General features: G+C 58.5%; 25 protein-coding genes. 15 read left to right on the top strand and 10 right to left on the bottom strand.

Features of this window, described 5'->3' with window-relative positions:
- Position 1: 1 nt before the first annotated feature.
- The gene (locus tag NH398_RS13740; RefSeq protein WP_253018986.1) at positions 2–1,921 is read left to right on the top strand and encodes an ATP-binding cassette domain-containing protein; all 1,920 of its coding nucleotides are present in this window, start codon (positions 2–4) and stop codon (positions 1,919–1,921) included.
- 53 nt (positions 1,922–1,974) lie between these two features.
- Here NH398_RS13740 and NH398_RS13735 read toward each other — a convergent pair whose 3' ends face one another.
- On the bottom strand, positions 1,975–2,427 hold the full coding sequence (locus NH398_RS13735) for a universal stress protein (protein WP_159341769.1): 453 nt from the start codon (positions 2,425–2,427) through the stop codon (positions 1,975–1,977).
- A 145-nt stretch (positions 2,428–2,572) separates the two neighbouring features.
- Here NH398_RS13735 and NH398_RS13730 point away from each other — a divergent pair, with 145 nt between their 5' ends.
- The gene (locus NH398_RS13730) at positions 2,573–3,124 is read left to right on the top strand and encodes a preprotein translocase subunit YajC (RefSeq protein WP_253018985.1); all 552 of its coding nucleotides are present in this window, start codon (positions 2,573–2,575) and stop codon (positions 3,122–3,124) included.
- A gap of 4 nt (positions 3,125–3,128) precedes the next feature.
- Here NH398_RS13730 and slyA read toward each other — a convergent pair whose 3' ends face one another.
- On the bottom strand, positions 3,129–3,581 hold the full coding sequence (gene slyA, locus NH398_RS13725) for a transcriptional regulator SlyA (RefSeq protein WP_159341771.1): 453 nt from the start codon (positions 3,579–3,581) through the stop codon (positions 3,129–3,131).
- Between the two features lie 72 nt (positions 3,582–3,653).
- Positions 3,654–4,811, bottom strand: a complete 1,158-nt coding sequence (locus NH398_RS13720; protein ID WP_253018984.1) for a DUF5924 family protein — start codon at positions 4,809–4,811, stop codon at positions 3,654–3,656.
- 258 nt (positions 4,812–5,069) lie between these two features.
- Here NH398_RS13720 and fadB point away from each other — a divergent pair, with 258 nt between their 5' ends.
- Both fadB and fadA read left to right on the top strand, forming a co-directional pair.
- Complete coding sequence (fadB, locus tag NH398_RS13715; RefSeq protein WP_253018983.1) at positions 5,070–7,256, top strand: fatty acid oxidation complex subunit alpha FadB; 2,187 nt, start codon at positions 5,070–5,072, stop codon at positions 7,254–7,256.
- A gap of 24 nt (positions 7,257–7,280) precedes the next feature.
- Entirely contained in the window at positions 7,281–8,459 is a 1,179-nt protein-coding gene (fadA, locus tag NH398_RS13710) for an acetyl-CoA C-acyltransferase FadA (RefSeq protein ID WP_159341774.1), read from the top strand.
- A 62-nt stretch (positions 8,460–8,521) separates the two neighbouring features.
- Here the strand turns inward: fadA and NH398_RS13705 are convergent, their stop codons facing one another.
- Positions 8,522–8,983: a flavodoxin family protein gene (locus NH398_RS13705; RefSeq protein ID WP_253018982.1), complete on the bottom strand. Its 462-nt coding sequence runs from the start codon at positions 8,981–8,983 to the stop codon at positions 8,522–8,524.
- 159 nt (positions 8,984–9,142) lie between these two features.
- Here NH398_RS13705 and NH398_RS13700 point away from each other — a divergent pair, with 159 nt between their 5' ends.
- The 10 genes from NH398_RS13700 (at position 9,143) to NH398_RS13655 (ending at position 17,685) form a co-directional block, all read left to right on the top strand.
- Positions 9,143–9,709: a hypothetical protein gene (locus tag NH398_RS13700; RefSeq protein WP_253018981.1), complete on the top strand. Its 567-nt coding sequence runs from the start codon at positions 9,143–9,145 to the stop codon at positions 9,707–9,709.
- Between the two features lie 52 nt (positions 9,710–9,761).
- Positions 9,762–10,238, top strand: coding sequence for a YbhB/YbcL family Raf kinase inhibitor-like protein (locus tag NH398_RS13695; protein ID WP_159341777.1), 477 nt, complete (start codon positions 9,762–9,764; stop codon positions 10,236–10,238).
- A 91-nt stretch (positions 10,239–10,329) separates the two neighbouring features.
- Positions 10,330–10,671, top strand: a complete 342-nt coding sequence (locus NH398_RS13690; RefSeq protein ID WP_253018980.1) for a zinc ribbon domain-containing protein YjdM — start codon at positions 10,330–10,332, stop codon at positions 10,669–10,671.
- Between the two features lie 245 nt (positions 10,672–10,916).
- Complete coding sequence (locus NH398_RS13685) at positions 10,917–11,381, top strand: SUF system Fe-S cluster assembly regulator (RefSeq protein ID WP_159341779.1); 465 nt, start codon at positions 10,917–10,919, stop codon at positions 11,379–11,381.
- Positions 11,382–11,449: 68 nt separating this feature from the next.
- Positions 11,450–12,892 carry a Fe-S cluster assembly protein SufB gene (gene sufB / locus NH398_RS13680; protein WP_253018979.1) on the top strand — a complete coding sequence of 481 codons (1,443 nt, stop codon included), beginning with the start codon at positions 11,450–11,452 and terminating at the stop codon, positions 12,890–12,892.
- Positions 12,893–12,963: 71 nt separating this feature from the next.
- A complete protein-coding gene (gene sufC / locus NH398_RS13675; protein WP_139528441.1) occupies positions 12,964–13,713 on the top strand; it encodes a Fe-S cluster assembly ATPase SufC in 750 nt (249 codons plus the stop codon).
- On the top strand, positions 13,710–15,050 hold the full coding sequence (sufD, locus tag NH398_RS13670) for a Fe-S cluster assembly protein SufD (protein WP_253018978.1): 1,341 nt from the start codon (positions 13,710–13,712) through the stop codon (positions 15,048–15,050). Before sufC ends, sufD begins: the two co-directional genes overlap by 4 nt.
- 14 nt (positions 15,051–15,064) lie before the next feature.
- Positions 15,065–16,330: a cysteine desulfurase gene (locus tag NH398_RS13665; protein ID WP_253018977.1), complete on the top strand. Its 1,266-nt coding sequence runs from the start codon at positions 15,065–15,067 to the stop codon at positions 16,328–16,330.
- An 8-nt stretch (positions 16,331–16,338) separates the two neighbouring features.
- Positions 16,339–16,908 carry a putative Fe-S cluster assembly protein SufT gene (gene sufT, locus NH398_RS13660; protein ID WP_253018976.1) on the top strand — a complete coding sequence of 190 codons (570 nt, stop codon included), beginning with the start codon at positions 16,339–16,341 and terminating at the stop codon, positions 16,906–16,908.
- 18 nt (positions 16,909–16,926) lie between these two features.
- The gene (locus tag NH398_RS13655; protein WP_253018975.1) at positions 16,927–17,685 is read left to right on the top strand and encodes an ElyC/SanA/YdcF family protein; all 759 of its coding nucleotides are present in this window, start codon (positions 16,927–16,929) and stop codon (positions 17,683–17,685) included.
- A 52-nt stretch (positions 17,686–17,737) separates the two neighbouring features.
- Here NH398_RS13655 and NH398_RS13650 read toward each other — a convergent pair whose 3' ends face one another.
- From NH398_RS13650 to NH398_RS13635, 4 genes are all read right to left on the bottom strand, one after another.
- On the bottom strand, positions 17,738–18,184 hold the full coding sequence (locus NH398_RS13650) for a hypothetical protein (RefSeq protein WP_159341785.1): 447 nt from the start codon (positions 18,182–18,184) through the stop codon (positions 17,738–17,740).
- 88 nt (positions 18,185–18,272) lie between these two features.
- Positions 18,273–19,181, bottom strand: a complete 909-nt coding sequence (gene rimK, locus NH398_RS13645; protein WP_044629759.1) for a 30S ribosomal protein S6--L-glutamate ligase — start codon at positions 19,179–19,181, stop codon at positions 18,273–18,275.
- A gap of 39 nt (positions 19,182–19,220) precedes the next feature.
- Complete coding sequence (locus NH398_RS13640) at positions 19,221–19,661, bottom strand: RimK/LysX family protein (RefSeq protein WP_153843938.1); 441 nt, start codon at positions 19,659–19,661, stop codon at positions 19,221–19,223.
- A 52-nt stretch (positions 19,662–19,713) separates the two neighbouring features.
- Entirely contained in the window at positions 19,714–20,757 is a 1,044-nt protein-coding gene (locus NH398_RS13635; RefSeq protein WP_253018974.1) for a DUF3549 family protein, read from the bottom strand.
- A 285-nt stretch (positions 20,758–21,042) separates the two neighbouring features.
- Between NH398_RS13635 and NH398_RS13630 the strand changes: the two genes are divergently transcribed.
- A complete protein-coding gene (locus NH398_RS13630) occupies positions 21,043–21,375 on the top strand; it encodes a YqcC family protein (protein ID WP_159341787.1) in 333 nt (110 codons plus the stop codon).
- Positions 21,376–21,446: 71 nt separating this feature from the next.
- On the opposite strand, the gene NH398_RS13625 is transcribed toward NH398_RS13630, so the two are convergent.
- Together NH398_RS13625 and putP are read right to left on the bottom strand one after the other, a co-directional pair.
- Positions 21,447–22,073 carry an OmpW family outer membrane protein gene (locus NH398_RS13625; RefSeq protein ID WP_253018973.1) on the bottom strand — a complete coding sequence of 209 codons (627 nt, stop codon included), beginning with the start codon at positions 22,071–22,073 and terminating at the stop codon, positions 21,447–21,449.
- Positions 22,074–22,276: 203 nt separating this feature from the next.
- Positions 22,277–23,776, bottom strand: coding sequence for a sodium/proline symporter PutP (putP, locus tag NH398_RS13620; protein WP_253018972.1), 1,500 nt, complete (start codon positions 23,774–23,776; stop codon positions 22,277–22,279).
- Positions 23,777–24,049: the final 273 nt, after the last annotated feature.

The following is a 24,049-nucleotide window of genomic DNA, read 5'->3' as shown; positions in this document are numbered from 1 at the left end:
CGTGACCTTGTTACGACTCGAACAGCTGCAACTCGCTTACGGCACCCAAGTACTGCTTAACCGCGCCGACCTAACGGTTGAAAGAGGCGAGCGGCTGGCGCTGGTCGGGCGCAACGGCACCGGTAAATCCACCCTGCTCAAGCTCGTGGCGGGCGACATTCAAGCGGATGATGGCACCATTTGGCGTGCGCCCGGTTTGAAAATTGGCGTGCTGGCTCAAGAGCTGCCTGAATCCTCGGGTATGACCATTTTCGATATGGTGGCGCAAGGCCTGCCGGAAGCGGGCGAGCTGCTGTCGGAGTATCAGCACCTGATCAATGACCCGGACCCGGACATGAACCGCATGGCGACGCTACAGACGCGCCTTGAAGCCATCGATGGCTGGTCCTTCCATCAGCGAATCGATGTGGTACTGACCCGGCTCGGTTTGCCCCCAGACGCCGAGATGAGCGCACTATCCGGCGGTTGGCGGCGGCGAGTAGCGCTGGCCCGTGCGCTGGTTTCCGAGCCTGACCTACTGCTGCTCGACGAGCCGACCAACCACCTGGATCTCGACACCATTGCGTGGCTGGAAGAGCAGCTATTGGCCTTCAACGGTGCGGTACTGCTGATCACCCACGATAGGGCATTTTTGTCGAAACTCGCGACGAACATCCTGGAGCTCGACCGTGGGAAGCTCGGGCGTTATCCCGGTGTCTACGCCGAATACCAAGAGCGCAAGCAGCACGAGCTGGAGGTCGAGTCGCGCGAGAATGCGCTGTTCGATAAAAAATTGGCCCAAGAAGAGGTATGGATTCGTCAGGGCGTCAAGGCGCGGCGTACGCGTAATGAAGGCCGTGTGCGCGAGCTTGAAAAAATGCGCGTGGAGCGTAGCCAGCGCCGCGAGCGGCAGGGGACGGCGAATCTTACCGTGGATAGCGGCGAGCGGACCGGTAAGCGCGTGGTCGAGCTAAAAGGGGTCACTCAGCGCTTTGGTGACGACGTGATCTTGCGCAACGTGAACCTGGAAGTCATGCGGGGCGACCGCATCGGCTTCTTGGGGCGCAACGGTGCCGGTAAAACCACGCTGCTGAAGATTTTGCTCGGCGAGCTGGCACCCACCGAGGGCAGCGTTCAGTTAGGCACCAACCTCAAAGTGGCCTACTTCGACCAGCTGCGGGCCGGCCTCGAGCTGGAAAAAACGGTGTATGACAACGTAGCGCAAGGCAGTGACCGGGTGAGCGTGGGCGGTAAAGACCGCCATGTCATGAGCTATCTGCAAGATTTTCTCTTCACTCCAGACCGGGTTCGCCAGCCGGTAAAAGCGCTGTCAGGAGGCGAATCCAACCGTCTGCTGTTGGCCAAGCTGTTCACCCAGCCCGCCAACGTACTGGTGCTGGACGAGCCGACCAACGACCTAGACATGGAAACCCTGGAGCTGCTCGAAGAGCTACTGCTCGATTTTGACGGCACGCTGCTGCTGGTCTCCCACGACCGAACCTTCATGGATAACGTCGTCACCAGCATGCTGGCGTTCGAAGGGGAAGGGCGCGTGCGCGAGTATGTCGGCGGCTACACGGACTGGATTCGCCAGGGTGGCCAATTGCCACCTGCGCCTTGGGAGGGCGCGGCACGTCAGCACACCGAACCCACCCGCACCGCAGAGGAAAAGTCGCCACCGGCACCCGCCGGGGAGCCTGCAAAGAAAACCGTCAAACTCTCTTATAAGCTGCAGCGTGAATTGGATGCGCTGCCTGCGGAGATCGAGCGGCTAGAGAGTGACATCGAAGCGCTGGAGCAAGAGGTAGGAGACCCGGCCTTTTATCAGCAGGAAGCCACGGTGGTGACCGCCAAACTGCAGGCGCTCGAAAAGGTACAGCAGGCGTTGGACGCTGCCATGGAGCGGTGGATGGAGCTGGAAGCCATGGCAAACGGTGAGTAACGTGTCTATCGATGTTCCAAAGGCCCCGCAAGGGGCCTTTGGCGTTGGGCATCTCACTCGTCGCTTTTTTCGCCTTTCTTGCCAACCCGAACGGCAAGCACGTCGCACTGGGCTCCGTGAAGAACGCCTGTCGACGTAGAGCCTAACAGCAGGGCGAAGCCGTGGCGTCCATGGGAGCCGACCACGATCAAGTCGACGTTGTGCTCATCGGCGAAACGGTGGATCTCCGTGTCGGGCATACCCACGACCACGTGTTGATCTGCGGCTTCGACGTGGGGAGCGGCGATCTCGGCTAGACGCTTCTTGGCGTGGTCATCGAGCTGGTCCTGGATGCTGGTAAGGTCCATCGGAATGTCGCCGCCGTAGGCAAAACCTAAAGGCTCCAGGGTGTGCATGATCGAGATTTTAGCGCCGTTATTGCGCTCGGCAATCGCCACCGCACGCTCAAGAATTTTGTGAGAGTCCTTGGTTAAGTCAACGGCGACCAGGATATGGCGATAGCTCATGGCGTATCTCCTTGGTGATGTGGCACACGTAAAGGCTGTGTTCGATACCTTCACTTTAGGCGTAGAGGTGACTCTTAACAACGACCTAGATCAGGGTTTCGATACATTGCCAAATGAGTTTGACGAAAAGAGGGTAGGTGTTGCAATGGAATGGTTGATCATCGTTTTTATTCTGATGTTTGTGATTGCGCCGGTCATGTGGCTAAAACCCAGCCCCCGCCAGCAGCGTCAAATGGCGCTGCGCTCAAGTGCCGGAAAACAGGGCGTGACGGTAAAAATGGCCAAACCGCCGTTGCATCACTTTCGAGGCACCATGCCCGCCTATCGCTGGCACTACCCGCAGTCAGCACCCGGGCCAGATTTTTTGCTGGTGAGGGATTCCAACGCCAGCGACGCATTAGAACCTTACCACGCCGGCTGGCGCTGGCGCATCGCGCCGCTGCGTCCGTTGCCCGATGTGGCCAGTCAACATTTGCAAACCTTACTCGAACACCTGCCTCAGGACGCGTTGGTCCTAGAGTCTAACGCCCATTCGCTGACGCTATGGTGGTGGGAATCACAAACCGCCGAACGGTTCACCCGCTATTTGTCGGATATCGAACCGCTCAAAGAGGCATTGAGCGGCCTGTCAGACCGCCCACCTGTCAAGCCGCTGGAGACAGGTGGCACGGAAGAAGAAGGAAGCGAGAAGGGGTAGAGCGTTAAGCGGAGGGCCCGTCTTGGTCTCTGGCCTGAATGGCGAGGCCGTTGGATTCGATCAGCGCGAGCCACTTTTCCAACTGTTCCAAGTCGTCTTCGCTCAAGCCTGCCAGCATCTCCTGGCGGGCGGCGAGCACGACACTGTCGATCTGCTCCAACAGCGGCATCGCTGCCGGGGTGAGGTAGATGCGTTTGCTGCGGCGGTCGTTATCGCAGGCGCGACGCTCAACTAAACCTTGCTCTTCCAACTGCCCCAACGTCCGCACCAGGGACGGGGCTTCCACCCCAATCGCGCGAGCCAAATCGCACTGTGGGTTGCCTTCGCCCAACTTCCAAAGATGATACAGCGTCACCCAGCGGGTCTGGGTCAGCCCCAGTGGCGCAAGCCTGCGATCGAGAATCGAGCGCCACAGGTGGGGCAAGCGAGCAATACGAAAACCAATTGTTGATGCCATAGGTAACTAACTGCCAAAAAGTGTAAGTGGGCGAATTGTCATAAGCTGCGCCGCTGAATGCAAGGCGTTCCGTTACTCGGTCGCTTGGGCATCGTCTGGGGAAGCGCCGTTACCTGGAACGAAACGACGCAGATTCAATGCGCTCAGACCGCTCGGTCGGATCGTGCCATCGGCCACGGTGGCGGCGTTGGCATCTTGCGAGACGGTAAACCGAATCAGCCCCAAACGCTGCCCGCCGTTGGTCATGATATCGACACGCCACTCGCCCGAGGGGTCTTCGGGAAAGTTCTGCTTATGGCTCCAGGCGCGATAACCCTGTTCCCGACCGCCGTTGATCGCTAATGCCACGGTGTCCATCGCTTCGCCATTATGATGCCACGCATGGTAAATCGTTTCGCTCAGCCCTCGCGGGGCGCGAATGGCCGTATAGACATACAGGCCATTGTTGCGAATGGCTTCGGGCGTCAGTGTCAGCGAGCCTTGGGGAGTGCGCTGCTGCGTATCAAAAGCGGGGGAGAGCGCCGTGCTGGTCATCCATAGACTGGCGGGCGGCACCCACACACGGCCAAGCCACGCCCCATAGGCCAGCGCCACGGTGAGCGCGAAAAATCCCAACCAGCGAGCTGGCGAGCGTTTTTTGAGTAGATGCCAGAAACTGGGAAGGGCCACCAGGACGGTCAGCACCAAGGCGAGCAGCAGGCTCTGGCCGGTGGTGAGATGCACCATGATAGGCAAGATGACCAGAAGCACCAGGAAGACGCACTGGGCATGAAACATGAAATAGAGACTGCGCCAGCGCCCAGCGAGCTTGTAGTAGAGCGGGTCGATGATCGACCACACGGCCATACCCATCACCAACAGCGCGAATAGTGCTTGGCCGCTGTTCCACACGGTGGTCACCAGAATGAAAGGCAGGGTAAAAAACAGCGTCTCCTGGTGAATCATTTGCGCAATAAAGGCCGTCACGCCTTTTGGCAACGTGGGGTGGCCGCGATGGGAAAGCCAGCGGCCAATCAAGCTTTCGGAGAGCAGCAGCAACCAAGCCAACAGCAGCCCAAGTGCCAGGGCCGCGCCCAGCCACTGCTGACGGTCTACGAGGAAAAAGCTGCCCAGCCCAGCCGCAAATGCCAACGGCGGCCAGAGCCAGCTCCAAGGTTTCAGCCGCTCGACGATCCGTTCGACGCGCCCTTGCAAGGCTTCCATGCGGGCGGGCGTTAAGAGTGTCCCCATAGCGTTAAAAACTCATCAATGAAACGTATATGATCGTTGGGATCGCAGGTAAAGTCGATGCGATGCGTCAGTGTGAGGGAAAAAAGCGCAAGAAATGTGTGCATGAGTCAACGAGCGGCTCCTGCGAGCGGATTAGCCAAAAGTCAGGGCTTGACGTTCCGGTGTAACTCAACCAAGCTAAGGCAATCAAACGACCGTATGAAATGCGTGGCAGGCACGTCCACGGCGTGCCAGCCCGAACTTGTGGAGAGAGCGCGGATGATCTATCAAGGCAATGCCATCACGGTGGAGCGGCGTGACACCCAGGGTGGCAATGACATCGCAATGCTCACTTTCGATTTGAAAGATGAGTCCGTCAATAAGCTATCCAGCGCCGTCGTGGCTGAACTCGGCGACGCCGTCAAAGCCCTCCAAGCCGAAAACGGTTTGAAAGGGTTGATGATTCGCAGTGCCAAAGACGCCTTCATCGTCGGTGCTGACATTACCGAATTCCATAGCCTGTTCGATAAGGGTGAAGAGTACTTGGTAGAGATGAACCTCAAGGTTCACGATATTTTCAACGCCATCGAAGACCTGCCTTTCCCCACCGTGACGGCGATCAATGGCCTGGCGCTTGGCGGTGGCTGCGAAGTTCTGCTGACCACCGATTTCCGCGTGATGAGTGAGAAAGCCAAAATTGGCTTACCGGAAACCAAGCTGGGTATCCTGCCGGGCTGGGGTGGTTGCGTACGCCTGCCGCGTCTGATCGGTGCCGATAATGCCGTCGAGTGGATTGCCGGTGGTACCGAAAATCGCGCTGACGCCGCGCTAAAAGTAGGCGCAGTAGACGCGGCCGTTGCTCATGAGCTGCTGGAAGAAGCGGCGCTGGACATTCTTGACCGCGCCAATGCAGGCGAGTTGGACTATCACGCCCGTCGCGACGAGAAAACATCACCGCTCAAGCTCAATGCCATCGAGCAGATGATGGCGTTCGAAACCGCTAAAGGGTACGTGGCTGGCAAAGCAGGCCCGCACTATCCCGCCCCGGTGGAAGCGATCAAAGTGATCCAAAAAGGCGCCGGTGAAACCCGCGCCCGCGCTCAGGCGATCGAAGCCAAATCGTTCGCCAAGCTGGCGCTAAGCAGCGTTGCCTTTAACCTGGTCGGCCTGTTCCTGAACGACCAGGTCGTTAAGAAGAAGGGCAGCAAGTACGAAAAGCAGGCCCAGCCGGTCAAACAGACCGCCGTGTTGGGTGCCGGCATCATGGGGGGCGGTATCGCCTACCAAAGTGCCAGCAAAGGCACGCCCATCCTAATGAAAGACATCAAGGATGACGCCATTGAGCTCGGCCTCAAAGAGGCACGCAAGCTGTTTGCCAAGCAGGTAGAGCGTAAAAAGCTCACCACCGAGCAGATGGCCGAGAAACTTTCCAACATCCGCCCGACGCTCTCCTACGGCGATTTCGGTAACGTCGATTTGGTCGTGGAAGCCGTGGTCGAGAACCCCAACGTCAAAGATGCCGTGTTGACCGAAGTGGAAGGCGTGGTAGGTGAGAACACGATTCTGACCTCCAATACGTCGACCATTTCGATCAACCGCCTGGCCAAAAACCTGAAGCGCCCGGAAAATTTCTGCGGCATGCACTTCTTCAACCCGGTTCATCGCATGCCGCTGGTCGAGGTCATCCGTGGTGAGAAAACCTCGGACGCCGCCGTGGCAGCGACCGTCGCCTACGCCCGCGCCATGGGTAAAACCCCCATCGTGGTGAATGACTGCCCAGGGTTTCTGGTCAACCGCGTACTGTTCCCTTACTTCGGTGGCTTTAGCTTCCTGGTCGAGCAGGGCGCCGACTTCCAGCGCGTGGATAAAGTCATGGAGAAGTTTGGCTGGCCCATGGGCCCGGCCTATCTGCTGGATGTCGTCGGCATGGATACCGCCGTGCACGCCAACGACGTGATGGCCGAAGGCTTCCCGGATCGTATGGCACGTGAAGGCAAAACGGCGATTCAAGTGATGTACGACAACCAGCGCCTGGGCCAGAAGAACGACAAAGGCTTCTACGCTTACGAAGAAGATAAGAAGGGTAAGCCGAAGAAGGTCAGCGACGAGCAGGCTTACGCGTTAGTAAAAGAAGTGGTGAAAGAGCAGAAAGAGTTTTCGGATGAAGACATCATCGCTCGCATGATGGTGCCGCTGTGCCTGGAGACCGTACGCTGCCTGGAAGATGGCATTGTCGATACGCCAGCAGAAGCCGATATGGCGCTGATTTATGGCATTGGCTTCCCTCCCTTCCGTGGCGGTGCGCTGCGCTACATCGACGCGCTGGGCGTAGCCGAGTTTGTTGCGCTGGCCGACCGTTTGGCCGAAGAGCTGGGGCCGCTGTACGCGCCCACCGAGAAGCTGCGCGCCATGGCCAAGAACAACGAGCAGTTCTACGCTGGCACCACGGCAAGCGCTCAGGCCTAAGTCACCACCCACAGGAGAAATAAGATGAGTTTGAATCCGAGAGATATCGTGGTGGTTGACGGTGTTCGTACCGCCATGGCGAAAGCGAAAAACGGCGCCTTCCGCAACGTGCGTGCCGAAAACCTCTCCGCTGCCGTCATGCAGGCGCTGTTTACCCGAAATCCGAACCTGGATCCGTCGGAAGTGGATGATGTGATCTGGGGCTGTGTCAACCAGACGCTAGAGCAGTCCATGAACATCGCCCGCAACGCGGCGATCATGACCGGCATCCCGCGCTCGGTACCCGCCCAAACGGTGAACCGCCTATGCGGCTCCTCGATGACTGCGCTGCACATCGCCGCTGCGAACATCAAAGCGGGCATGGGCGATTTCTACGTGATCGGCGGTGTGGAGCACATGGAGCACGTGCCCATGGCTCACGGGGTCGATGTCAACCCGGCGGCGAGCAAGTACGCAGCCAAAGCCGCCATGATGATGGGCCTCACGGCGGAACTGCTGGGTAAAATGCACGGCATTTCCCGCGAAGACCAGGACAAGTTCGGTGTCCGTTCCCATCAGCGCGCTCAAGCGGCGATGGAGAAAGGCTACTTCGATAACGAAATTATCGGCGTTGAAGGCCACGACCAGCGCGGCTTCAAAGTGCTGGTAAAAAACGACGAAGTGATTCGCGCCGATGCCAGCCTGGAATCCATGGCGAACCTGAAACCGGTTTTTGATCCTCGCAACGGTACCGTAACGGCGGGCACCTCGTCAGCGCTCTCCGTGGGGGCGTCTGCCATGGCCGTCATGAGCTACGAGCGCGCCCAGGCGCTGGGGTTGGAGCCGATTGCCAAAGTGCTCTCGACCGGTGTGGCGGGCTGCGATGCCTCCATCATGGGCTATGGCCCGGTGCCCGCGTCCAAGAAAGCCTTGAAAGCGGCTGGTTTGTCCGCGGCGGACATTGAAACCGTCGAGCTGAACGAGGCGTTTGCCGCACAGGGGCTGCCAGTGTTGAAGGACCTAGGCTTCCTGGACGCCATGGACGAAAAAGTGAACCTGCACGGCGGTGCCATTGCCTTGGGTCACCCGTTGGGCTGCTCCGGGTCGCGCATTTGTACGACGCTGCTGAACGTCATGCAGCAGCGCGATACCACCTTGGGCCTAGCCACCATGTGTATTGGCATGGGGCAAGGAGTTGCCACGGTGTTCGAGCGTTTGAAGTAATACGCGCTCTTCCCCGTGATGAAAACGGCACCCTGAGCGGTGCCGTTTTTCGTTTCAAGGCATTAAAATAATCCGTTATCCAACCCGGCAGCGAGAGTCATGCCCAACTCCTCGGCTTGGCGGATAAACGCCTCCTGCCACTCGCCACGAAAAATCAGCGGGTCCTGAACCCAGCGCCAACGTAGCCCTGTGACGATGCCCTCCACCGCCCGACGAGTACCCGTGCCGTCATGTCCTGCACGGATATAAAGCGCGCAGGGCAGGCCCTGCTTCTCGTCCAGTACCCCGTAGTAGCTGCGGTCGAAAAAATCTTTCAGCGCGCCGCTCATGGTGCCTAGGTTTTCGGTCGTTCCCAGGACGATGCCATCGCAATGGAGGATGTCCGTTGGCCCTGCTTCGAAAGGCGTTTTGACGATGCACGTCACGGATTCGATATCGTCATGTTCTGCCCCTCGCTGCACGGCATCGCGCAAGGCACGGGTATTGACGGAAGGGGAGTGGGCGACGATTAATAAGCGTTTCATTCGACGTTCTTCAGGCAATTGGCGGTGAGTTCAAGAGGTGCCACACTGTAAGCACTCCATGGCAAAGCCTAGTCGCCTTTGGGTACACCCATCAAACGCTCTTACACGGCATCTTGGATAAGGTATCAAGCGTTGAACGATCAACCAGGGAATTGCGTCATGCGTCAGCAGGCCAAAGCGATAGGGATCGCCACTCTTTGTACATTGACACTCTTACTGGCGGGCTGTGCAGGGCAATCACGCCCGACTGCCGATGACGACCGCCCGACGGCTACCGCTCTCCATCAAACGGCGTCAGCGCCCAGCGCGCAAGAAGGGCCACCTTCCTCCGTGGCGCATGCCGACGATTGGGCGCCGCCGCTACAGGTGAGCTCAGAAGAAGAAGCCGCCTATTACGTTAGCCGATTAGCGGACCGTCGATTCGTCAGCCAGTATGGCGGGCCCGATAACCCAAGGCCTTGGTACATTGCTGCGGAACGTTTGGGTGAGATTGGCATGCCGGCCGTGCCCCTGCTGTTTGCTAGGCTTCATACCGATGACGCTTATGAATTGATGTTGGTGCTGTATGCGCTGCAGTTAGCCACTCAGGACCCACTCGTGACTTTTCAGACAGGGGGGGAGTCCGTTCGACTGCCGACGGTACTCGACCCTAGTGCCAATGAGGAGAATCGGCGCATTGCACGGCAGTGGTGGGAGAGTTACGCCACGCAGTTAGAGTTACGCTAAATTCTTCGCTACATTACGTTTTGCTATCACACCCGTCGCATAGGAGAGCATTATGGCTTTTGCACTATCTTCAATGAGCGTCACCAGCTCGGCGTTTGCACATCACCAAGCGATTCCTGCCAAGCACACCGGCGAGGCCGAAGACGTGTCCCCAGCGCTGTCGTGGGAGGGCGCCCCGGAAGGTACCAAGGGCTATGCGGTGATCTGTCATGATCCGGATGCGCCATTGGTGAAGGAGGGCGGTTACGGTTTCGTTCACTGGGTGCTTTACAACTTGCCTGCTGAGACCACCTCGCTGGAAGAAAATACCGCGTTGGGAACGTCTGGCATGACCGATTTCGGCAAGCCAGGATACGGTGGGCCCATGCCTCCCGAGGGGCATGGCAGCCACCTTTACTATTTCTGGGTGCTGGCGCTGGACGAACAGACGTCACTGCCCGAGGGGCTGACATTGCCTGAGCTACTCACCGCCGTGGAGCCCCATCTGCTGGGAATGAATCGTCTGGTTGGTACCTACCAGCGCGGCTAATACGGCACCAGGCTGGAGCATTGCGCTCAAGCCGTGTAGGCTCCGTCGCTTGCTACTGTTTGCCTGACTGTCTGCTGCGATGGAGCCTTTGATGAGTAACCTGCCTAACTGCCCTGCCTGTGTCTCCGAGTTTACCTACGATGATGGCCTGCAATATGTCTGCCCCGAGTGTGGCCATGAATGGTCGGAAGAGGCGAACGACAGCGAGGCGGTCTCGGATGGCGGCATTCGTGATGCAAACGGCAACCTGCTCGCCGATGGTGACTCGGTGACCGTGATCAAAGACCTCAAAGTCAAAGGCAGCTCCTTGGTCGTCAAAGTAGGCACCAAAGTGAAGAACATTCGATTGGTGGACGGCGATCACGACATCGACTGCAAAGTCGAGGGTATCGGCCCAATGAAACTGAAGTCGGTGTTCGTCAAGAAAGCTTAAACGTCACTCCTTCTTTTAAAGCCTGCCGCTTGCGAGCAGGCTTTCTTTTGTCGTGTGCCATAGATTTCCTAAATGATAATGATTGGCTTTTTTGATGTTATCAGCCGCGAACGTGCTAAGAAGTCGCGCTATTTGATAAGGATTTTGCAGAAGGGCTTCACATCAAATTTATACAGGACTAAAATGGTACCCAATTAACGGGTAGGCCAACGGCTCGGCCCCACGCGATGGCAAACGGAGTGACTATGCTTAAGCTTTCTCGGCTGACAGATTATGCCGCTGTGGTGATGGCGCAAATTGCCCGTCATCCCCAGGCGTCGCATGCGGCGGCTGACTTAGCAGAAGCGGTACAGCTGCCCCATCCCACCGTGAGTAAAACCTTAAAAATGCTGGTGAAGGCTGGACTGTTAGAGTCTCAGCGCGGTGTTCAAGGGGGGTACCGCCTGGCACGCCCCGCGTCGCACATCACGGCGGCCGACATCATTAGCGCCATCGAGGGGCCTGTTGCGATGACCGAGTGCAGCCAAGCGGAAGGCGAGTGCGACTTAGTGGCTACCTGCGGTGTGGCCGACAATTGGCAGCGGGTATCACTGGCCATTCGTACGCTACTCGAAAGCGTGACGCTGGCGCACCTGGCCGACACGACGCCCATCAAACTGCCCGTACAGTTACCGATTCAAAGCATTAGCCTATCGGCGGCATCGGCATAAGCCGTTAGGCCTATCACCCTATTGACGGCGAGCTAACCTCGCCACCCAACTGCCCGGAGGGTATCACCATGGCAAGCGAAGAAATGGAACAGTTGGTTCGTCGCGAGTACAAAGATGGTTTTGTAACCGATATTGAAAGCGACACACTGCCACCTGGCCTGGATGAAAACACCATCGCCTTCATCTCCAAGAAGAAAGGCGAGCCGGAGTGGATGCTGGAGTGGCGCCTGGACGCTTACCGTCAGTGGTTGAAGATGGAAGAGCCGTCCTGGGCGCACCTAAACTATCCGCCCATCGATTACCAAGAGATCTCCTATTTCAGTGCGCCCAAGCGCCCTGAGGATCGTCCCCAGAGTCTCGACGAAGTCGACCCCAAACTGTTGGAAACCTACGAAAAGCTGGGTATTCCGCTGCATGAACGTGCAGCCTTGGCAGGTGTGGCCGTCGATGCGGTTTTCGACTCCGTCTCTGTTGCGACGACCTTCAAGAAAGAACTGGCCGAAGCAGGCGTGATTTTTTGCTCCATCTCCGAAGCGATTCGCGACTACCCGGATCTGATCAAGCAGTACCTCGGCACCGTCGTGCCCGTAGCGGATAACTACTTCGCTGCCCTGAACTCTGCGGTGTTCACCGATGGCTCGTTCGTCTTCGTACCGGAAGGCGTGAAGTGCCCGATGGAACTCTCCACCTACTTCCGTATCAACGCGGCCAACACGGGCCAGTTCGAGCGGACGTTGATCGTCTGTGAAGACCGCGCCCAGGTCTCCTACCTGGAAGGCTGCACCGCGCCAATGCGCGACGAGAATCAGCTGCACGCTGCCGTGGTCGAACTGGTCGCCCTGGATGACGCCTACATCAAATACTCGACCGTTCAGAACTGGTATCCCGGTGACGAAGAGGGTAAAGGCGGCATCTATAACTTCGTGACCAAGCGTGGCGATTGCCGTGGCGAGCGTTCACGCATCAGCTGGACGCAGGTAGAAACCGGCTCTGCGATTACTTGGAAATACCCCTCTTGCGTGCTGCGCGGTAAAGACAGCATTGGTGAATTCTATTCTGTTGCAGTAACGAACGGCCGCCAGCAGGCGGATACCGGCACCAAGATGATTCACATTGGTGAGGGCACGCGTTCCTACATCGTGGCCAAGGGGATTTCGGCGGGTAAGAGCGACCAGTCCTACCGTGGCCTCGTCAAGATCGGGCCTCGTGCCAAGGGGGCGCGTAACTTTACCCAGTGCGATTCGCTGCTGATTGGCGACAAGTGTGGTGCTCACACGTTCCCCTATCAGGAAATTGGCAACAGCACCGCGACCATTGAGCACGAAGCCACCACCTCTAAAATCGGTGAAGATCAGCTCTTCTACTGTCAGAGCCGCGGTATCTCCGAAGAGGACGCGGTCAGCATGATCGTGAACGGCTTCTGTAAAGACGTTTTCCAAGAGCTACCGATGGAGTTCGCGGTAGAAGCGGAAGCGCTGCTGAACGTTACCCTGGAAGGCGCGGTGGGCTAACCGCTCCGGCACCTAACACCATTTTTAGGGCGTCGCGCTCGCGACCCGCATGTATTCAAAAGGCGATCACTATGTTGCAAGTTAATGATTTACACGTCACCGTCGAAGGCAAAGAGATTCTGAAAGGCCTGACACTCACCATCAACGCCGGTGAAGTGCATGCCATTATGGGCCCCAACGGCGCGGGTAAATCCACGTTGTCAGCGGTTATTGCTGGTAAAGATGGCTACGAAGTGACCCAAGGCAGCATCACGTTCGAAGGTCAGGACGTGCTGGAGATGGAAATCGAAGAGCGCGCCCAAGCGGGCCTGCTGCTGGGTTTCCAATACCCGGTCGAAATTCCGGGCGTGAAAAACATCTACCTGCTGAAGTCCGCGCTTAACGCTCAGCGCGCTGCCCGTGGTGAAGGTGAAATGCCTGCCCCCGAATTCATGAAGCTGGTGAAAGAGAAGCTCGGCTTCATGAAAATGGACGCCAGCTTCCTGCAGCGTGCGGTGAACGAAGGTTTCTCCGGCGGTGAGAAAAAGCGCAACGAAATTCTGCAGATGCTGGTACTGCAGCCGAAGCTGGCCATGCTGGACGAAATCGACTCTGGCCTCGACATTGACGCCATGAAAGTCGTCGCCGATGGCGTGAACAGCCTGCGTGCCGAAGAGCGCGCCATTCTGCTGGTCACCCACTATCAGCGCCTGTTGGACTACATCGTACCGGACAAAGTCCACGTACTGGTCGACGGCCGCATCGTCAAAACCGGCGATGCCGAGCTCGCCAAAGAGCTAGAGGCCAACGGTTACGAAGGCATTGAGGAGTCCGTGGCATGAGCGATACCCAAACCTTTCTGGACACGCTAGCGGCGCGCAGTCAGCAGCGCGCTGGCGAGCCCACCTGGATCGCCGCTCGCCGTCAGGCGGGCGCGGCCCGCTTCGAAGCGATGGGCTTTCCGACCCGACGTGATGAAGAGTGGAAATACACCGATGTCCGTGCCATCGCCCAGGGCAACTTTGCGTTGGCAGAGAGCGCCGAGTTCTCCCAGGCCCAGGCGGCTGCCATCACGCTGCCCCTGGATGCTTACCGGTTGACGTTCGTGGACGGTGTGTTCTCGGCAGCGCTGTCGGACCTCGATGCGCTTCCCGACAGCGTTCAGGTCATGCCGCTCTCCAAGGCGCTGACGGATAACCATGAAGCCGTTGGTGGTCCGTTGGGCCGTTTGACCGGCGTCGACTTCTCGCCCTTTGCCGCGCTGAACACGGCGTTCATGGAAGAGGGTGCCGTGGTTCGCATCGCGCCGGGCACCGTCGTCGAAAAGCCCATTCTGCTGCAGTTTCTTTCCCGCGCGGGCACGCCGGTGATGAGCCACCCGCGCATTCTGGTGGAAGCCGCTGGGCGTAGCGAAGCCACGTTGATCGAGCACTACGTAGGCGAGACGGACGCCGCCAACTTCACCAACGTGGTGGCTGAGTTGATGCTGGATCGTGGGGCGATTTTGAACCACTACAAGCTGCAGGAAGCGCCGCTTGGCGATCTGCACGTGGCGAGCATCCATGTAGAGCAAAATCGTGATAGCCGTTACACCTCGTACAACCTGAATCTGGGCGGCGCGCTGGTACGTAACGACCTGATCAGCGATTTGAACGGGCAGGGCGCTGAAACGAACTTCTATGGGCTGTTCTTTGGCCAGGGGCGTCAGCACGTGGATAACCACACCAAGGTCAACCACAACGCCCCGCTGACGTTCTCGAACGAGAACTACAAAGGCATTCTGGATGACCGCGCTCACGGTGTCTTCAATGGTAAGGTCTACGTGAAGCGTGACAGCCAGAAGATCGAAGGTTTCCAGAGCAACCAGAACCTGCTGCTATCGGATCGCGCGCAAATCGACGCAAAACCCGAGCTTGAAATCTACGCCGACGATGTGAAGTGTTCGCACGGCACCACCACCGGTCAGTTGGACGAGGACGCGATCTACGCACTGCGTACCCGCGGTATCGACGAAGCCACCGCCCGTGGCCTGCTGACGCTAGCGTTCGCTGGGGAAGTGCTAGAGCAAGTGGCGTTGGATGCCATTGCCGAGCGCGTCGAGCTAGCGGTGGCGGGCAAGTTGCCGGAGCGTTTCAACTTGGCCGGACTGGTCGAAGCGGCGGCTGCGCTCAACGATTAATCAAGGAGTCATCGATGCCCCATAGCGTGATTGAGAAGCCCATGGCGGGCAGCACTGCGGCGTACGACGTTGAGGCGCTGCGTGGCGACTTTCCGATTTTAAATCGTCAAGTGCACGGTAAGCCGCTGGTCTATTTGGATAATGCGGCCACCAGCCAAACGCCCCAGCAGGTGATCGAGGTATTTAGCGATTACTACTCGCGCTATAACGCCAATATTCACCGTGGGCTGCACACGCTGGCCGATGAGGCGACAGCGGCTTTCGAAGCCACGCGCCATCGTGTCAAAGCGTTTCTCAATGCCGAAGATGCCCGTCAAATCATCTTCACGCGGGGTACTACCGAGGCGATCAACCTCGTCGTTCAAAGCTGGGGGCGAAGTGAGCTCAAGGCGGGCGACGAGGTGTTGATTTCGATGCTGGAACACCACTCCAACATTGTGCCTTGGCAGCTGCTGGCAGCCGAGCGTGGGTTCACCATCAAGGTGATTCCGGTCGATGACCACGGTGCGCTCGATATGCAGGCATACCGTGAACTGTTGAATGAGCGTACCAAGCTGGTGGCCGTCAACCACGTCTCCAATGCGCTGGGCACGATCAACCCCGTGAAAGAGATGGCGGCATTGGCGCATCAGCAGGGCGCACTGATCCTGGTCGATGGCGCGCAAGCCACACCGCATCAGCAGGTCGATGTGCAGGAGATCGATGCCGATTTCTACGCCTTCTCGGGCCATAAAGTATACGGTCCTACGGGTGTTGGCGTGCTCTACGGCAAGCAGGCGCTGTTGGAGGCCATGCCGCCATGGCAGGGCGGTGGTGAGATGATCAAAACCGTCTCCTTCGACGTTGGCACTACCTTTGCGGGCATTCCCCACAAGTTCGAAGCGGGCACCCCCGCCATTGCCGAGGTCGTGGCCCTGGGCCGCGCTTTGGAGTGGATGGAAGGCATCGGTGTCGATGCGATTGGCGCCTGGGAGGCCGTGTTGCTGAATCATGCCACTCAGGCCGTCAGTCAAATCGACGGGCTGCGTATTCTGGGAACCGCGCCACACAAAGCGGGCGTGCTCTCCTTTGTGGTCGAGGGGGCACATGCCCAAGACATTGGTCTGCTCATCGATCAGTTGGGCGTCGCGATTCGCACCGGGCACCACTGCGCTCAGCCGCTGCTTCACCATTTTGGTGTCGAGGCCACCTGTCGCGCATCGTTTGCTGCGTATAATACGCTCGATGAAGTGGATACCTTCGTGGCGGCGCTTAACCGCGTAATTGGGATGGTACGTTAAGGACTGCTATGGATATCGAGCAAGTGGCTAGCCTCGAACGAGGCCAACAACTACCGCTGCAGCGTGATGTGGACGCCATTGCCATTCCGTTTGGAAAAACGGAAACGCTGGCGGAAGATAGCGTCGTCAGTGTGATGCAAGCCAAGGGCAGCTCGGTGAGTGTCGGATTTCAAGGGCGTTTGTACTTGATCGAGGGGCGGCACTTGGACGCGCTGGGTCTAGAACCGCTCCCCCGGCCGACGCTTCCTGAGAGTGCCAGCGATGAAGAGATCGAGCAGTTCGTATGGGACCAACTGCGCACCTGCTTCGATCCGGAGATTCCGGTCAACATCGTTGATTTGGGGTTGGTGTACGGCTGCCGTATCGAACGCTTGATTAGCGGTGAACGGATGGTCACTATCCGTATGACGCTGACCGCGCCAGGTTGTGGGATGGGAGACGTGATTGCCGCCGATGCGCGCAATAAAATTTTGGGGGCACCGCAAATCAACAAGGTGCATACCGAAATCGTCTTCAGTCCGCCCTGGAGCCGTGACATGATGAGCGACGAAGCCAAGCTAGAGCTCGGCATGTTCTAACCCCTGTTGGGGAGCTGGATGCACAGCCTGTTATTACGTTGGATGAAGCGTTTGCTAATGTCGCTAGGAGCCTTGTTGCTGCTGGCGACATTGCTGTTTATAGCGGGTAATTTATGGGTGCTGGCTAGCACTTCCCGCTACATTGATGGCCATTTCGAGCAGTGCCGACCTACCGATGTGGCCATCGTCTTTGGCACGTCCCACTGGACCCGCAGCGGGCTCAGAAATCCGCACTTCCATGCCCGAATGCGCACCTCTGCCCGGCTGGTGGCCGATCAGCGCGTGCAGCACTTGTTGCTATCGGGAGATAACCGCACTCAAGCGTACAACGAGCCGCGCGCCATGTGGCGAGACTTATACCGCCGTGGCGTGGCCGCCGACCAGCTGACGATGGATTTCGCGGGCTTCAGTACCTACGACACCCTGGTGCGCGCGCGGGATGTGTTTCAGCTACAAGAGGCACTGCTGGTCACTCAAAGTTGGCACTTGCCGCGCGCGCTGTTCATTGGTCGAGCACTGGGAATGGACGTGACGGGCTGCATAGCGGAAGAGCAACCAGCCGCCGATGAGTGGCGATTGAGGGCGCGGGAGTGGGTGGCGCGTATTGCGACCGTGGGTGATCTCTATCTCTGGGGAAGAGAGCCGTACTTTCTTGGTCCCGCCGAACCCATCGAGCTTCGCCGTAGCAAAGATGCCCGAGAGGCGTCGGAAGTGTTAGAACTAGACGGCGTATGGCTGTTACAAGACCGCTTAGAATCCGGTAGGGAGACGCAGTAGGGCATCACAGGTTTTGAGTATGCCAAGGTCGACACCCTCAAAGAGCCGCCGATCAACGGCGGGTCTTGCGTTTTTGCAGGCTGTAGAGCTCACGGATGAGTTTGCGACACCCTTGCATGCACTCATCCACGACGGGCTCGATGGGGTCGGGCAGAGGGTGCGTGAATAGTGTCGAGAGGGCCTGCATGAGCACACGCTCTTGTTCCAACAGCTCATTGATCAGTACTTGACTATCGTTGCCCACGAAACTCTTCAAACGGCTCCACAGCCATAGAAAGTCATCCCGCTCGACATCGGCATCCCGAGGCAACATTTTCAAGTGCGCACGGGCGAGTTCCTGCAGCTTGCGCATCTGCTTGAGTCGCTCGGTATAGTGCGGCTTCAGTGCATCGCGCAGGGAGGGGCGCAGGCGTTCGATATTGTCCTGGAAATAATCAATGCTATCGGCCAGCGCTTCCAGAACGCTGTCCATCGCCACTTGGCGATTGTCGAGAAACATGAGCGTCTACCTCCTTCGGTGACGCAGATTGTGGGGGTGACAGCGTTGATTTGCCACCCCTAATAGGGATTATTTTTGCATTTGCCCGTTAGCCTTTAGGCTTGGGCGGCGCCTTGCGCGCAGGAACGGCGTTCTTTTCGATGTGCTCGATAATCATGCCCGCAATGTCCTTACCGGTTGCACTCTCGATGCCCTGCAATCCCGGCGATGAGTTGACCTCCATGATCACCGGGCCGTGGTTCGAGCGCAGCAAGTCTACCCCCGCCACGCGAAGCCCCATGGCCTTGGCCGCACGAATGGCGGTAGAGCGCTCTTCCGGCGTAATGCGAATCACGCTGGCGGTGCCACCGCGGTGCAGGTTGGAGCGGAATTCGCCGTCCGCTGCCTGACGCTTCATCGAGGCCACGACCTTATCGCCAATCACGAAGCAGCGAATGTCCGCACCGCGAGCTTCTTTGATGTACTCCTGCACCATGATGTTGGCTTTCATGCCCATGAAGGCCTGAATCACGGACTCTGCCGCCTGGTTGGTTTCTGCCAGGACCACGCCGATTCCCTGAGTGCCCTCTAGGAGTTTGATGACCAGCGGGGCGCCTTTCACCATGGTGATCAGGTCGGGAATATCGTCCGGGGAGTGGGCGAAGCCGGTGATCGGCAGACCCAGCCCCTTGCGAGAGAGCAGTTGGAGCGAACGCAGCTTGTCGCGTGAGCGAGTAATCGCCACCGAGTCGTTGATGACGTAGGTGCCCATCATTTCGAACTGGCGCAGCACCGCGCAGCCGTAAAAGGTCACCGATGCGCCAATGCGGGGGATGACCGCATCGAATGGCTCGATTTCTGCGCCTTTGTAATGAATGGAGGGGTGGTGTGAGGCGATGCTCATGTAACAACGCAAGGTATCGACCACGCGAGCGGTATGGCCACGCTGCTCGGCGGCTTCTACCAGTCGGCGGGTAGAGTAAAGGTTGCGGTTACGGGAAAGTAAGGCAATGTGCATGCAGGGCTCCGGGCCAAAAAAGGGATTGTTGAAATGTGTTTAAGGCTCGCCGTGCAAAAAAGCCGCGCCGGGGGCAACTAGGAGGCGGCGCATGGCCCGTCTGCCTAGCAGCATCGCATGGCGCATATTGCTACGGTCGGTCAGTGTTAGTTCAACCGGAAAATTCAGTTCGCCCAGTTGCATGGGAGTTCGAATGACATAACGCCACTCGCTATGGCCGTTCGAGCTGGTAACGCGGCGACGGTCGTGCAAATGTAACCGGTAGCGGTGGGCAGGCGTCTCGGGCCCACCGCTGTGAGTCAGAAAACTTACCCATAGCTGCCCGTCGGCATCTTCATGGGTTTCGATCTCTTCGGCGTGCAGCGCCGATGTTCGCGCGCCGGTATCGGCTTTGCAGCAAAGGTGAAGCCCTAATTCAGGTAACGTCACCATTTCGCGGCGGCCGATGACAGCTTTGGCCTGATAGGGTAATTCCTTCACAGCGCACTCCTGACGATATAAGAGAAACAAGACATAGTGATGACGCTTCCTGCTAGCCTTTTGGGGAAGGCTGCATGGCCGATAAACGCGTTTGAATGGCGGACCCCGTGGGCGCGTCACGCAGGGTTAGCATAACGGGTAAGCGTAGCCGAGGAATCAACGCAATGTCCCGTACCGCAGCCGCAAAGTGGCTGCGCTCGTCTTCCGCCAGACGTTGCAGGAAGAGAGGGAGGCGTTCGGCGTCTTCCAGCAGCGGCCACCCGCGCCCGGCCATGGCGGCCATCAAGTCGGGGCCGCACGCGGCCGAGTCGTTTAGCAGCTGGGTGTACCACGTGCCTGCCGTTGCCGCAGACGAGCTGCCTACCGCACGCACGCAGGCGCACAGCGTCTCTAGGTCACCGTCACTGGCGGCGTGTTCACCTCGCAAACGTAGGGCATCGACCAGGGCGTCCGGTAGGGCGTGGTGCTCTAAGCAGTAGCAGAGGGAGTGGATGACGCTTGTCGGCAGGTCGGGAATGCGACCGGCGAGCGCGTCTGCCGTCGCGGTATCCAAGCGAACGACGTAATCGGCAATGCCTTGTAGCCCCAAGGCTTGCCAATCGATCGACTGTTGACCGCTCAGATACGCCTCTACTGGCTCAAGGTGCTGGCTGGCCGGTAAGCCGCTCGCATGGGTGGCCCGGGCATTGAGCATGGCCTGAAAGGTAATGTCCGGCGTAAACGCCAGTGGATTATCTTTCATCAGGTGATCGACATCGGCGGTGTCGGCTGCGTCCAAGTCGGTCGCGGCGGCGTTGCGTCCTAGGGTTTCCAACAGACGATTGATAAACCCGTCACGCTGGGCAGGCGAGAGCATGCCTTGCTCATCCAACGGCAGTGCCAAGAACCAAATGGCAGGCTCTTCCATGGCCCCCAAACGGAAGACGATGGCGAGCCGTGCCTGACCCTGCCAAGGCTCGGGCCATGCGTACTCGGCGTTCTCGAAAGCGCGCAATACGTCTCGTGGACACGCCGTAACCCGGCGCCCCATATGGTAAAGCGATACCTCCGCACCGCTGCGCGTAAAAAACTCATCAAGGGTGTGAATTGGCTGCATGACATCCTTCCGCTTTTCAAGCCTGCACTCTACCTTGCTGGTTTGCCACTGTCAGCCGCAACCGTTGATTAATCCGTGCTTTATTGTCTAAGTGGTTAAAAATTGAACAACTTTGCGTAAGCCGCGTGAGAGTAGCGGTGGCGACACCTTTCCATAGTTTATCCACAGCCTCTTGCAGGTTTTCTGTGAATCTGTGAATAACGCCTTAGAGAGAGGCTCGCGAGTGGCAACTTACCCACAGAGTTGGGATAATGGGCGTCAACATTGACCAACCCCAAGGTGTTTATGAGCGTCCATCAACAGCTTCAAACCGCGCTTCTCGAGCTTGAAGCCGCCATGAAGGCCGCGAATTTGTGGCGCACCCCCACGCCCGATGCGTCGGCATTTGCCAGCCAGCAGCCTTTCTGTATCGATACCATGTCGCTGCCTCAGTGGGTGCGCTATGTGTTCATTGCGCGTTTGAACGCGTTAATCGATGCCAAAGCCGCCATGCCTGCCAAGTGCGATGTCGCTCCGGCGGTGGCGGCTTACATGATGCAGGAGAAAGCGCGTGCCAGCGATCAGGTGCTGGTCGTCAAGGCGGTGGAGCGGGTCGACCAAATCGTCACCGAGAACTAAGTGCGACGTGCCGTCAACGACAATGCCCAGGGCGAACGCCCTGGGCATTTTTTTGCCACGACTGCGTGGACTCAGAAGCGGTAGCTCAATCCCGCCATGACCACCATGGGATCGATGGCCACAGTGCCTGCAGCAGCCCCATTGATTTTGGCGTCGGTGTCGATGTCCAGGTACCACGCCGCAGCGTTCAGTGCCCAGTGTTCGTCGATCAGTAGGTCGACCCCCACTTGGGCGGCGGCGCCCCAGGCGTCGTCCAGCTCGAGTTCGCCAATGGCTAGGCGCTCATCGGAAAAACGCGTGTAGTTGATGCCCGCGCCGACGTAGGGTTGCACCGGCGACTCGCTACCGCCCAACGGATAATATTGTAGGGTCAAGGTGGGCGGCAGGTGTTTGGTGGAGGCGAGATGGTCGCCGTTGAGGGCAATGTCGTGCTCGAAGGGAAGCGCGGCCAGTAACTCGACACCTACCTTATCGTGGAAGCGGTAGCCTAGTGTAAACGCAGGGCCGGTTTTGTCTTGAACATCGACCGCGAAAGCCCCACCGGCCAGCGAGCCGTTGTCGCTCTTGGGCGCCACCTTGGCGACCCCCACGCGGGTGAAAATATCGCCCGCCCCATAGGCGAACGCCTGGGAACTGGCGGCTAAGGTAGCGGCGGCAAGTCCGGCGGTGAATAGAGTAGGCAGTGATAAAAGGCGCATAGCGTGGCTCCTGGACGATCGTGTGAGTATGGTGGGTTGCGTTAACCCTGGAGCCAGTGTATCGAGCCAGTGCGAGGGCGTTATTGACCTGGGGCAAAGGGGGAGGGAGTTGGGGAGTTCGTAGGGAGTGCTGGCGTGAGAACGCTGCCCATAAAAAAGCTCAGCGGGTTTCCCCGCTGAGCCTGCTGCATCAAACCGACGTATTACGCGTCTTGACGGTCGATGTGCTTGTATTCGCCAGCATCCGCCGTCACGCTGCTCACCACCAGAATGGCGATGAACGAGGCGATGAAGCCAGGAATGATTTCATAGATGCCCGGTCCTCCCATGAAGGAGCCGTTCCAGCCCAGGGCAATCCACAGCATGACGGTCACGGCACCTACGATCATACCGGCAACGGCGCCCGCACCGTTGGTGCGTGACCACATCAGCGACAGGATGATCAGCGGGCCGAAAGCCGCACCGAAGCCTGCCCAGGCGTTACTCACCAGACCCAGTACCTGAGAGTTTTCGTCCGAAGCAATGATCGCGGCGACGATACCCACCAGCACGACGCAGATACGGCCCACGGCGACGCACTGCTGCTCCGAGGCTTTCTTATGCAGGAACAGGCGGTAGAAGTCTTCGGTCAACGAGGAAGAGGACACCAGCAGCTGACTGGAAATGGTGCTCATGATGGCTGCCAGCAGCGCAGCATAGAGGAAGCCAGTGATCAGCGGGTGGAACAGCAGGTTGGCCAGCACGATGAAGATGGTTTCCGGATCCTGAACGTCCAAGCCGTTACGAATGGCATAAGCGCGACCAAAGATACCCAGAGACACGGCACCAATCAGCGAGATGAGCATCCACGCCATACCGATGTTACGGGCCGTTGGTACGTCTTTCTGCGAACGGATCGCCATGAAGCGCACGATGATGTGCGGCTGACCAAAGTAGCCTAAGCCCCAGGTGACCGCTGAGAGCCAACCAATGAACGTGAGACCTTCGGACCATGACAGCAGCGTGGGATCGACTTCATTGAGCGTCTGAGACGCCTGCGAGAAGCCGCCGCCGCCTTCACCGAACAGTACGACGGCAGGCATGATGATCAGCGCCAGCATCATGATGCAGCCCTGAACGAAGTCCGTCATGCTCACGGCGAGGAAGCCGCCTACGACGGTGTAGATCAGTACCACGCCCAGGGTGATGATCACGCCCATGGCGTAGTTGCTCATGTCACCGAAGTTGTAAACGCCGGTGAAAGCGCTTTCGAACAGTTTGCCACCCGCGACGAGGCCTGACGCGGTGTAGACGGCAAAGAAGACCACGATGACGACGGCCGATACCGTGCGTAGCGACAGCGCGCGGGTCGGGAAGCGGTTGGCCAAAAAGGCCGGGATGGTAATGGCATTGCCGTAGTGAATGGTTTGTTCACGCAGGCGCGGCGCTACCAGCAGCCAGTTGAAGAACGCACCCACCAGAAGGCCGATGCCGATCCAGGCAGAGCCCAGGCCAGAAACGAACATGGCACCGGGTAGCCCCAACAGCAGCCAGCCGCTCATGTCCGACGCGCCCGCTGAGAGGGCCGCTACCTGTGGACTGAGGGTACGCCCCCCCAGCATGTAGTCTTCAGAGGAAGACGTGGCCTTGCGCATTGCATAAACGCCAATGGCGATCATCAGCGCGAAGTAACCGAATAAGCTAATCCATACACCTGTAGCCATGAAACTTCTCCAATGTGTGAGGACGACGCTACGCTACGTACAAAAGCATCGGCGGGTGCTGACCCTTTTGTACACGGCGAGCATCGACAGGGGCTGCGTTGGCCGAATCGTCACGGCCATGACACAGCCTTGTTGTTGTTAACCCTGAGTCGTGATGTCACTACCAGCCGTCGCGCCTTCGCGCGACGAAGCATGAGAGAGTTGATGGGTACGCGTGTGTGCAAAGTTCCCCGTGCCCGGTGGGCGGCCTAGACAGGCCGCCCGTGCCAGGGC

This window comes from Halomonas sp. CnH100-B (genome assembly GCF_024124605.1).
GTDB lineage: Bacteria > Pseudomonadota > Gammaproteobacteria > Pseudomonadales > Halomonadaceae > Vreelandella.
The sequence above is the reverse complement of the archived record's forward strand: the minus strand, read 5'-3'. Positions and strand labels throughout refer to the sequence as shown.

Excerpts from the sequence above, each read along its gene's own strand:
- NH398_RS13735 (WP_159341769.1), bottom strand. The coding sequence starts at position 2,427 with ATGAGCTATCGCCATATCCTGGTCGCCGTTGACTTAACCAAGGACTCT.
- NH398_RS13730 (WP_253018985.1), top strand. The coding sequence starts at position 2,573 with ATGGAATGGTTGATCATCGTTTTTATTCTGATGTTTGTGATTGCGCCG.
- slyA (WP_159341771.1), bottom strand. The coding sequence starts at position 3,581 with ATGGCATCAACAATTGGTTTTCGTATTGCTCGCTTGCCCCACCTGTGG.
- NH398_RS13720 (WP_253018984.1), bottom strand. The coding sequence starts at position 4,811 with ATGGGGACACTCTTAACGCCCGCCCGCATGGAAGCCTTGCAAGGGCGC.
- fadB (WP_253018983.1), top strand. The coding sequence starts at position 5,070 with ATGATCTATCAAGGCAATGCCATCACGGTGGAGCGGCGTGACACCCAG.
- fadA (WP_159341774.1), top strand. The coding sequence starts at position 7,281 with ATGAGTTTGAATCCGAGAGATATCGTGGTGGTTGACGGTGTTCGTACC.
- NH398_RS13705 (WP_253018982.1), bottom strand. The coding sequence starts at position 8,983 with ATGAAACGCTTATTAATCGTCGCCCACTCCCCTTCCGTCAATACCCGT.
- NH398_RS13700 (WP_253018981.1), top strand. The coding sequence starts at position 9,143 with ATGCGTCAGCAGGCCAAAGCGATAGGGATCGCCACTCTTTGTACATTG.
- NH398_RS13695 (WP_159341777.1), top strand. The coding sequence starts at position 9,762 with ATGGCTTTTGCACTATCTTCAATGAGCGTCACCAGCTCGGCGTTTGCA.
- NH398_RS13690 (WP_253018980.1), top strand. The coding sequence starts at position 10,330 with ATGAGTAACCTGCCTAACTGCCCTGCCTGTGTCTCCGAGTTTACCTAC.
- NH398_RS13685 (WP_159341779.1), top strand. The coding sequence starts at position 10,917 with ATGCTTAAGCTTTCTCGGCTGACAGATTATGCCGCTGTGGTGATGGCG.
- sufB (WP_253018979.1), top strand. The coding sequence starts at position 11,450 with ATGGCAAGCGAAGAAATGGAACAGTTGGTTCGTCGCGAGTACAAAGAT.
- sufC (WP_139528441.1), top strand. The coding sequence starts at position 12,964 with ATGTTGCAAGTTAATGATTTACACGTCACCGTCGAAGGCAAAGAGATT.
- sufD (WP_253018978.1), top strand. The coding sequence starts at position 13,710 with ATGAGCGATACCCAAACCTTTCTGGACACGCTAGCGGCGCGCAGTCAG.
- NH398_RS13665 (WP_253018977.1), top strand. The coding sequence starts at position 15,065 with ATGCCCCATAGCGTGATTGAGAAGCCCATGGCGGGCAGCACTGCGGCG.
- sufT (WP_253018976.1), top strand. The coding sequence starts at position 16,339 with ATGGATATCGAGCAAGTGGCTAGCCTCGAACGAGGCCAACAACTACCG.
- NH398_RS13655 (WP_253018975.1), top strand. The coding sequence starts at position 16,927 with ATGCACAGCCTGTTATTACGTTGGATGAAGCGTTTGCTAATGTCGCTA.
- NH398_RS13650 (WP_159341785.1), bottom strand. The coding sequence starts at position 18,184 with ATGTTTCTCGACAATCGCCAAGTGGCGATGGACAGCGTTCTGGAAGCG.
- rimK (WP_044629759.1), bottom strand. The coding sequence starts at position 19,181 with ATGCACATTGCCTTACTTTCCCGTAACCGCAACCTTTACTCTACCCGC.
- NH398_RS13635 (WP_253018974.1), bottom strand. The coding sequence starts at position 20,757 with ATGCAGCCAATTCACACCCTTGATGAGTTTTTTACGCGCAGCGGTGCG.
- NH398_RS13630 (WP_159341787.1), top strand. The coding sequence starts at position 21,043 with ATGAGCGTCCATCAACAGCTTCAAACCGCGCTTCTCGAGCTTGAAGCC.
- NH398_RS13625 (WP_253018973.1), bottom strand. The coding sequence starts at position 22,073 with ATGCGCCTTTTATCACTGCCTACTCTATTCACCGCCGGACTTGCCGCC.
- putP (WP_253018972.1), bottom strand. The coding sequence starts at position 23,776 with ATGGCTACAGGTGTATGGATTAGCTTATTCGGTTACTTCGCGCTGATG.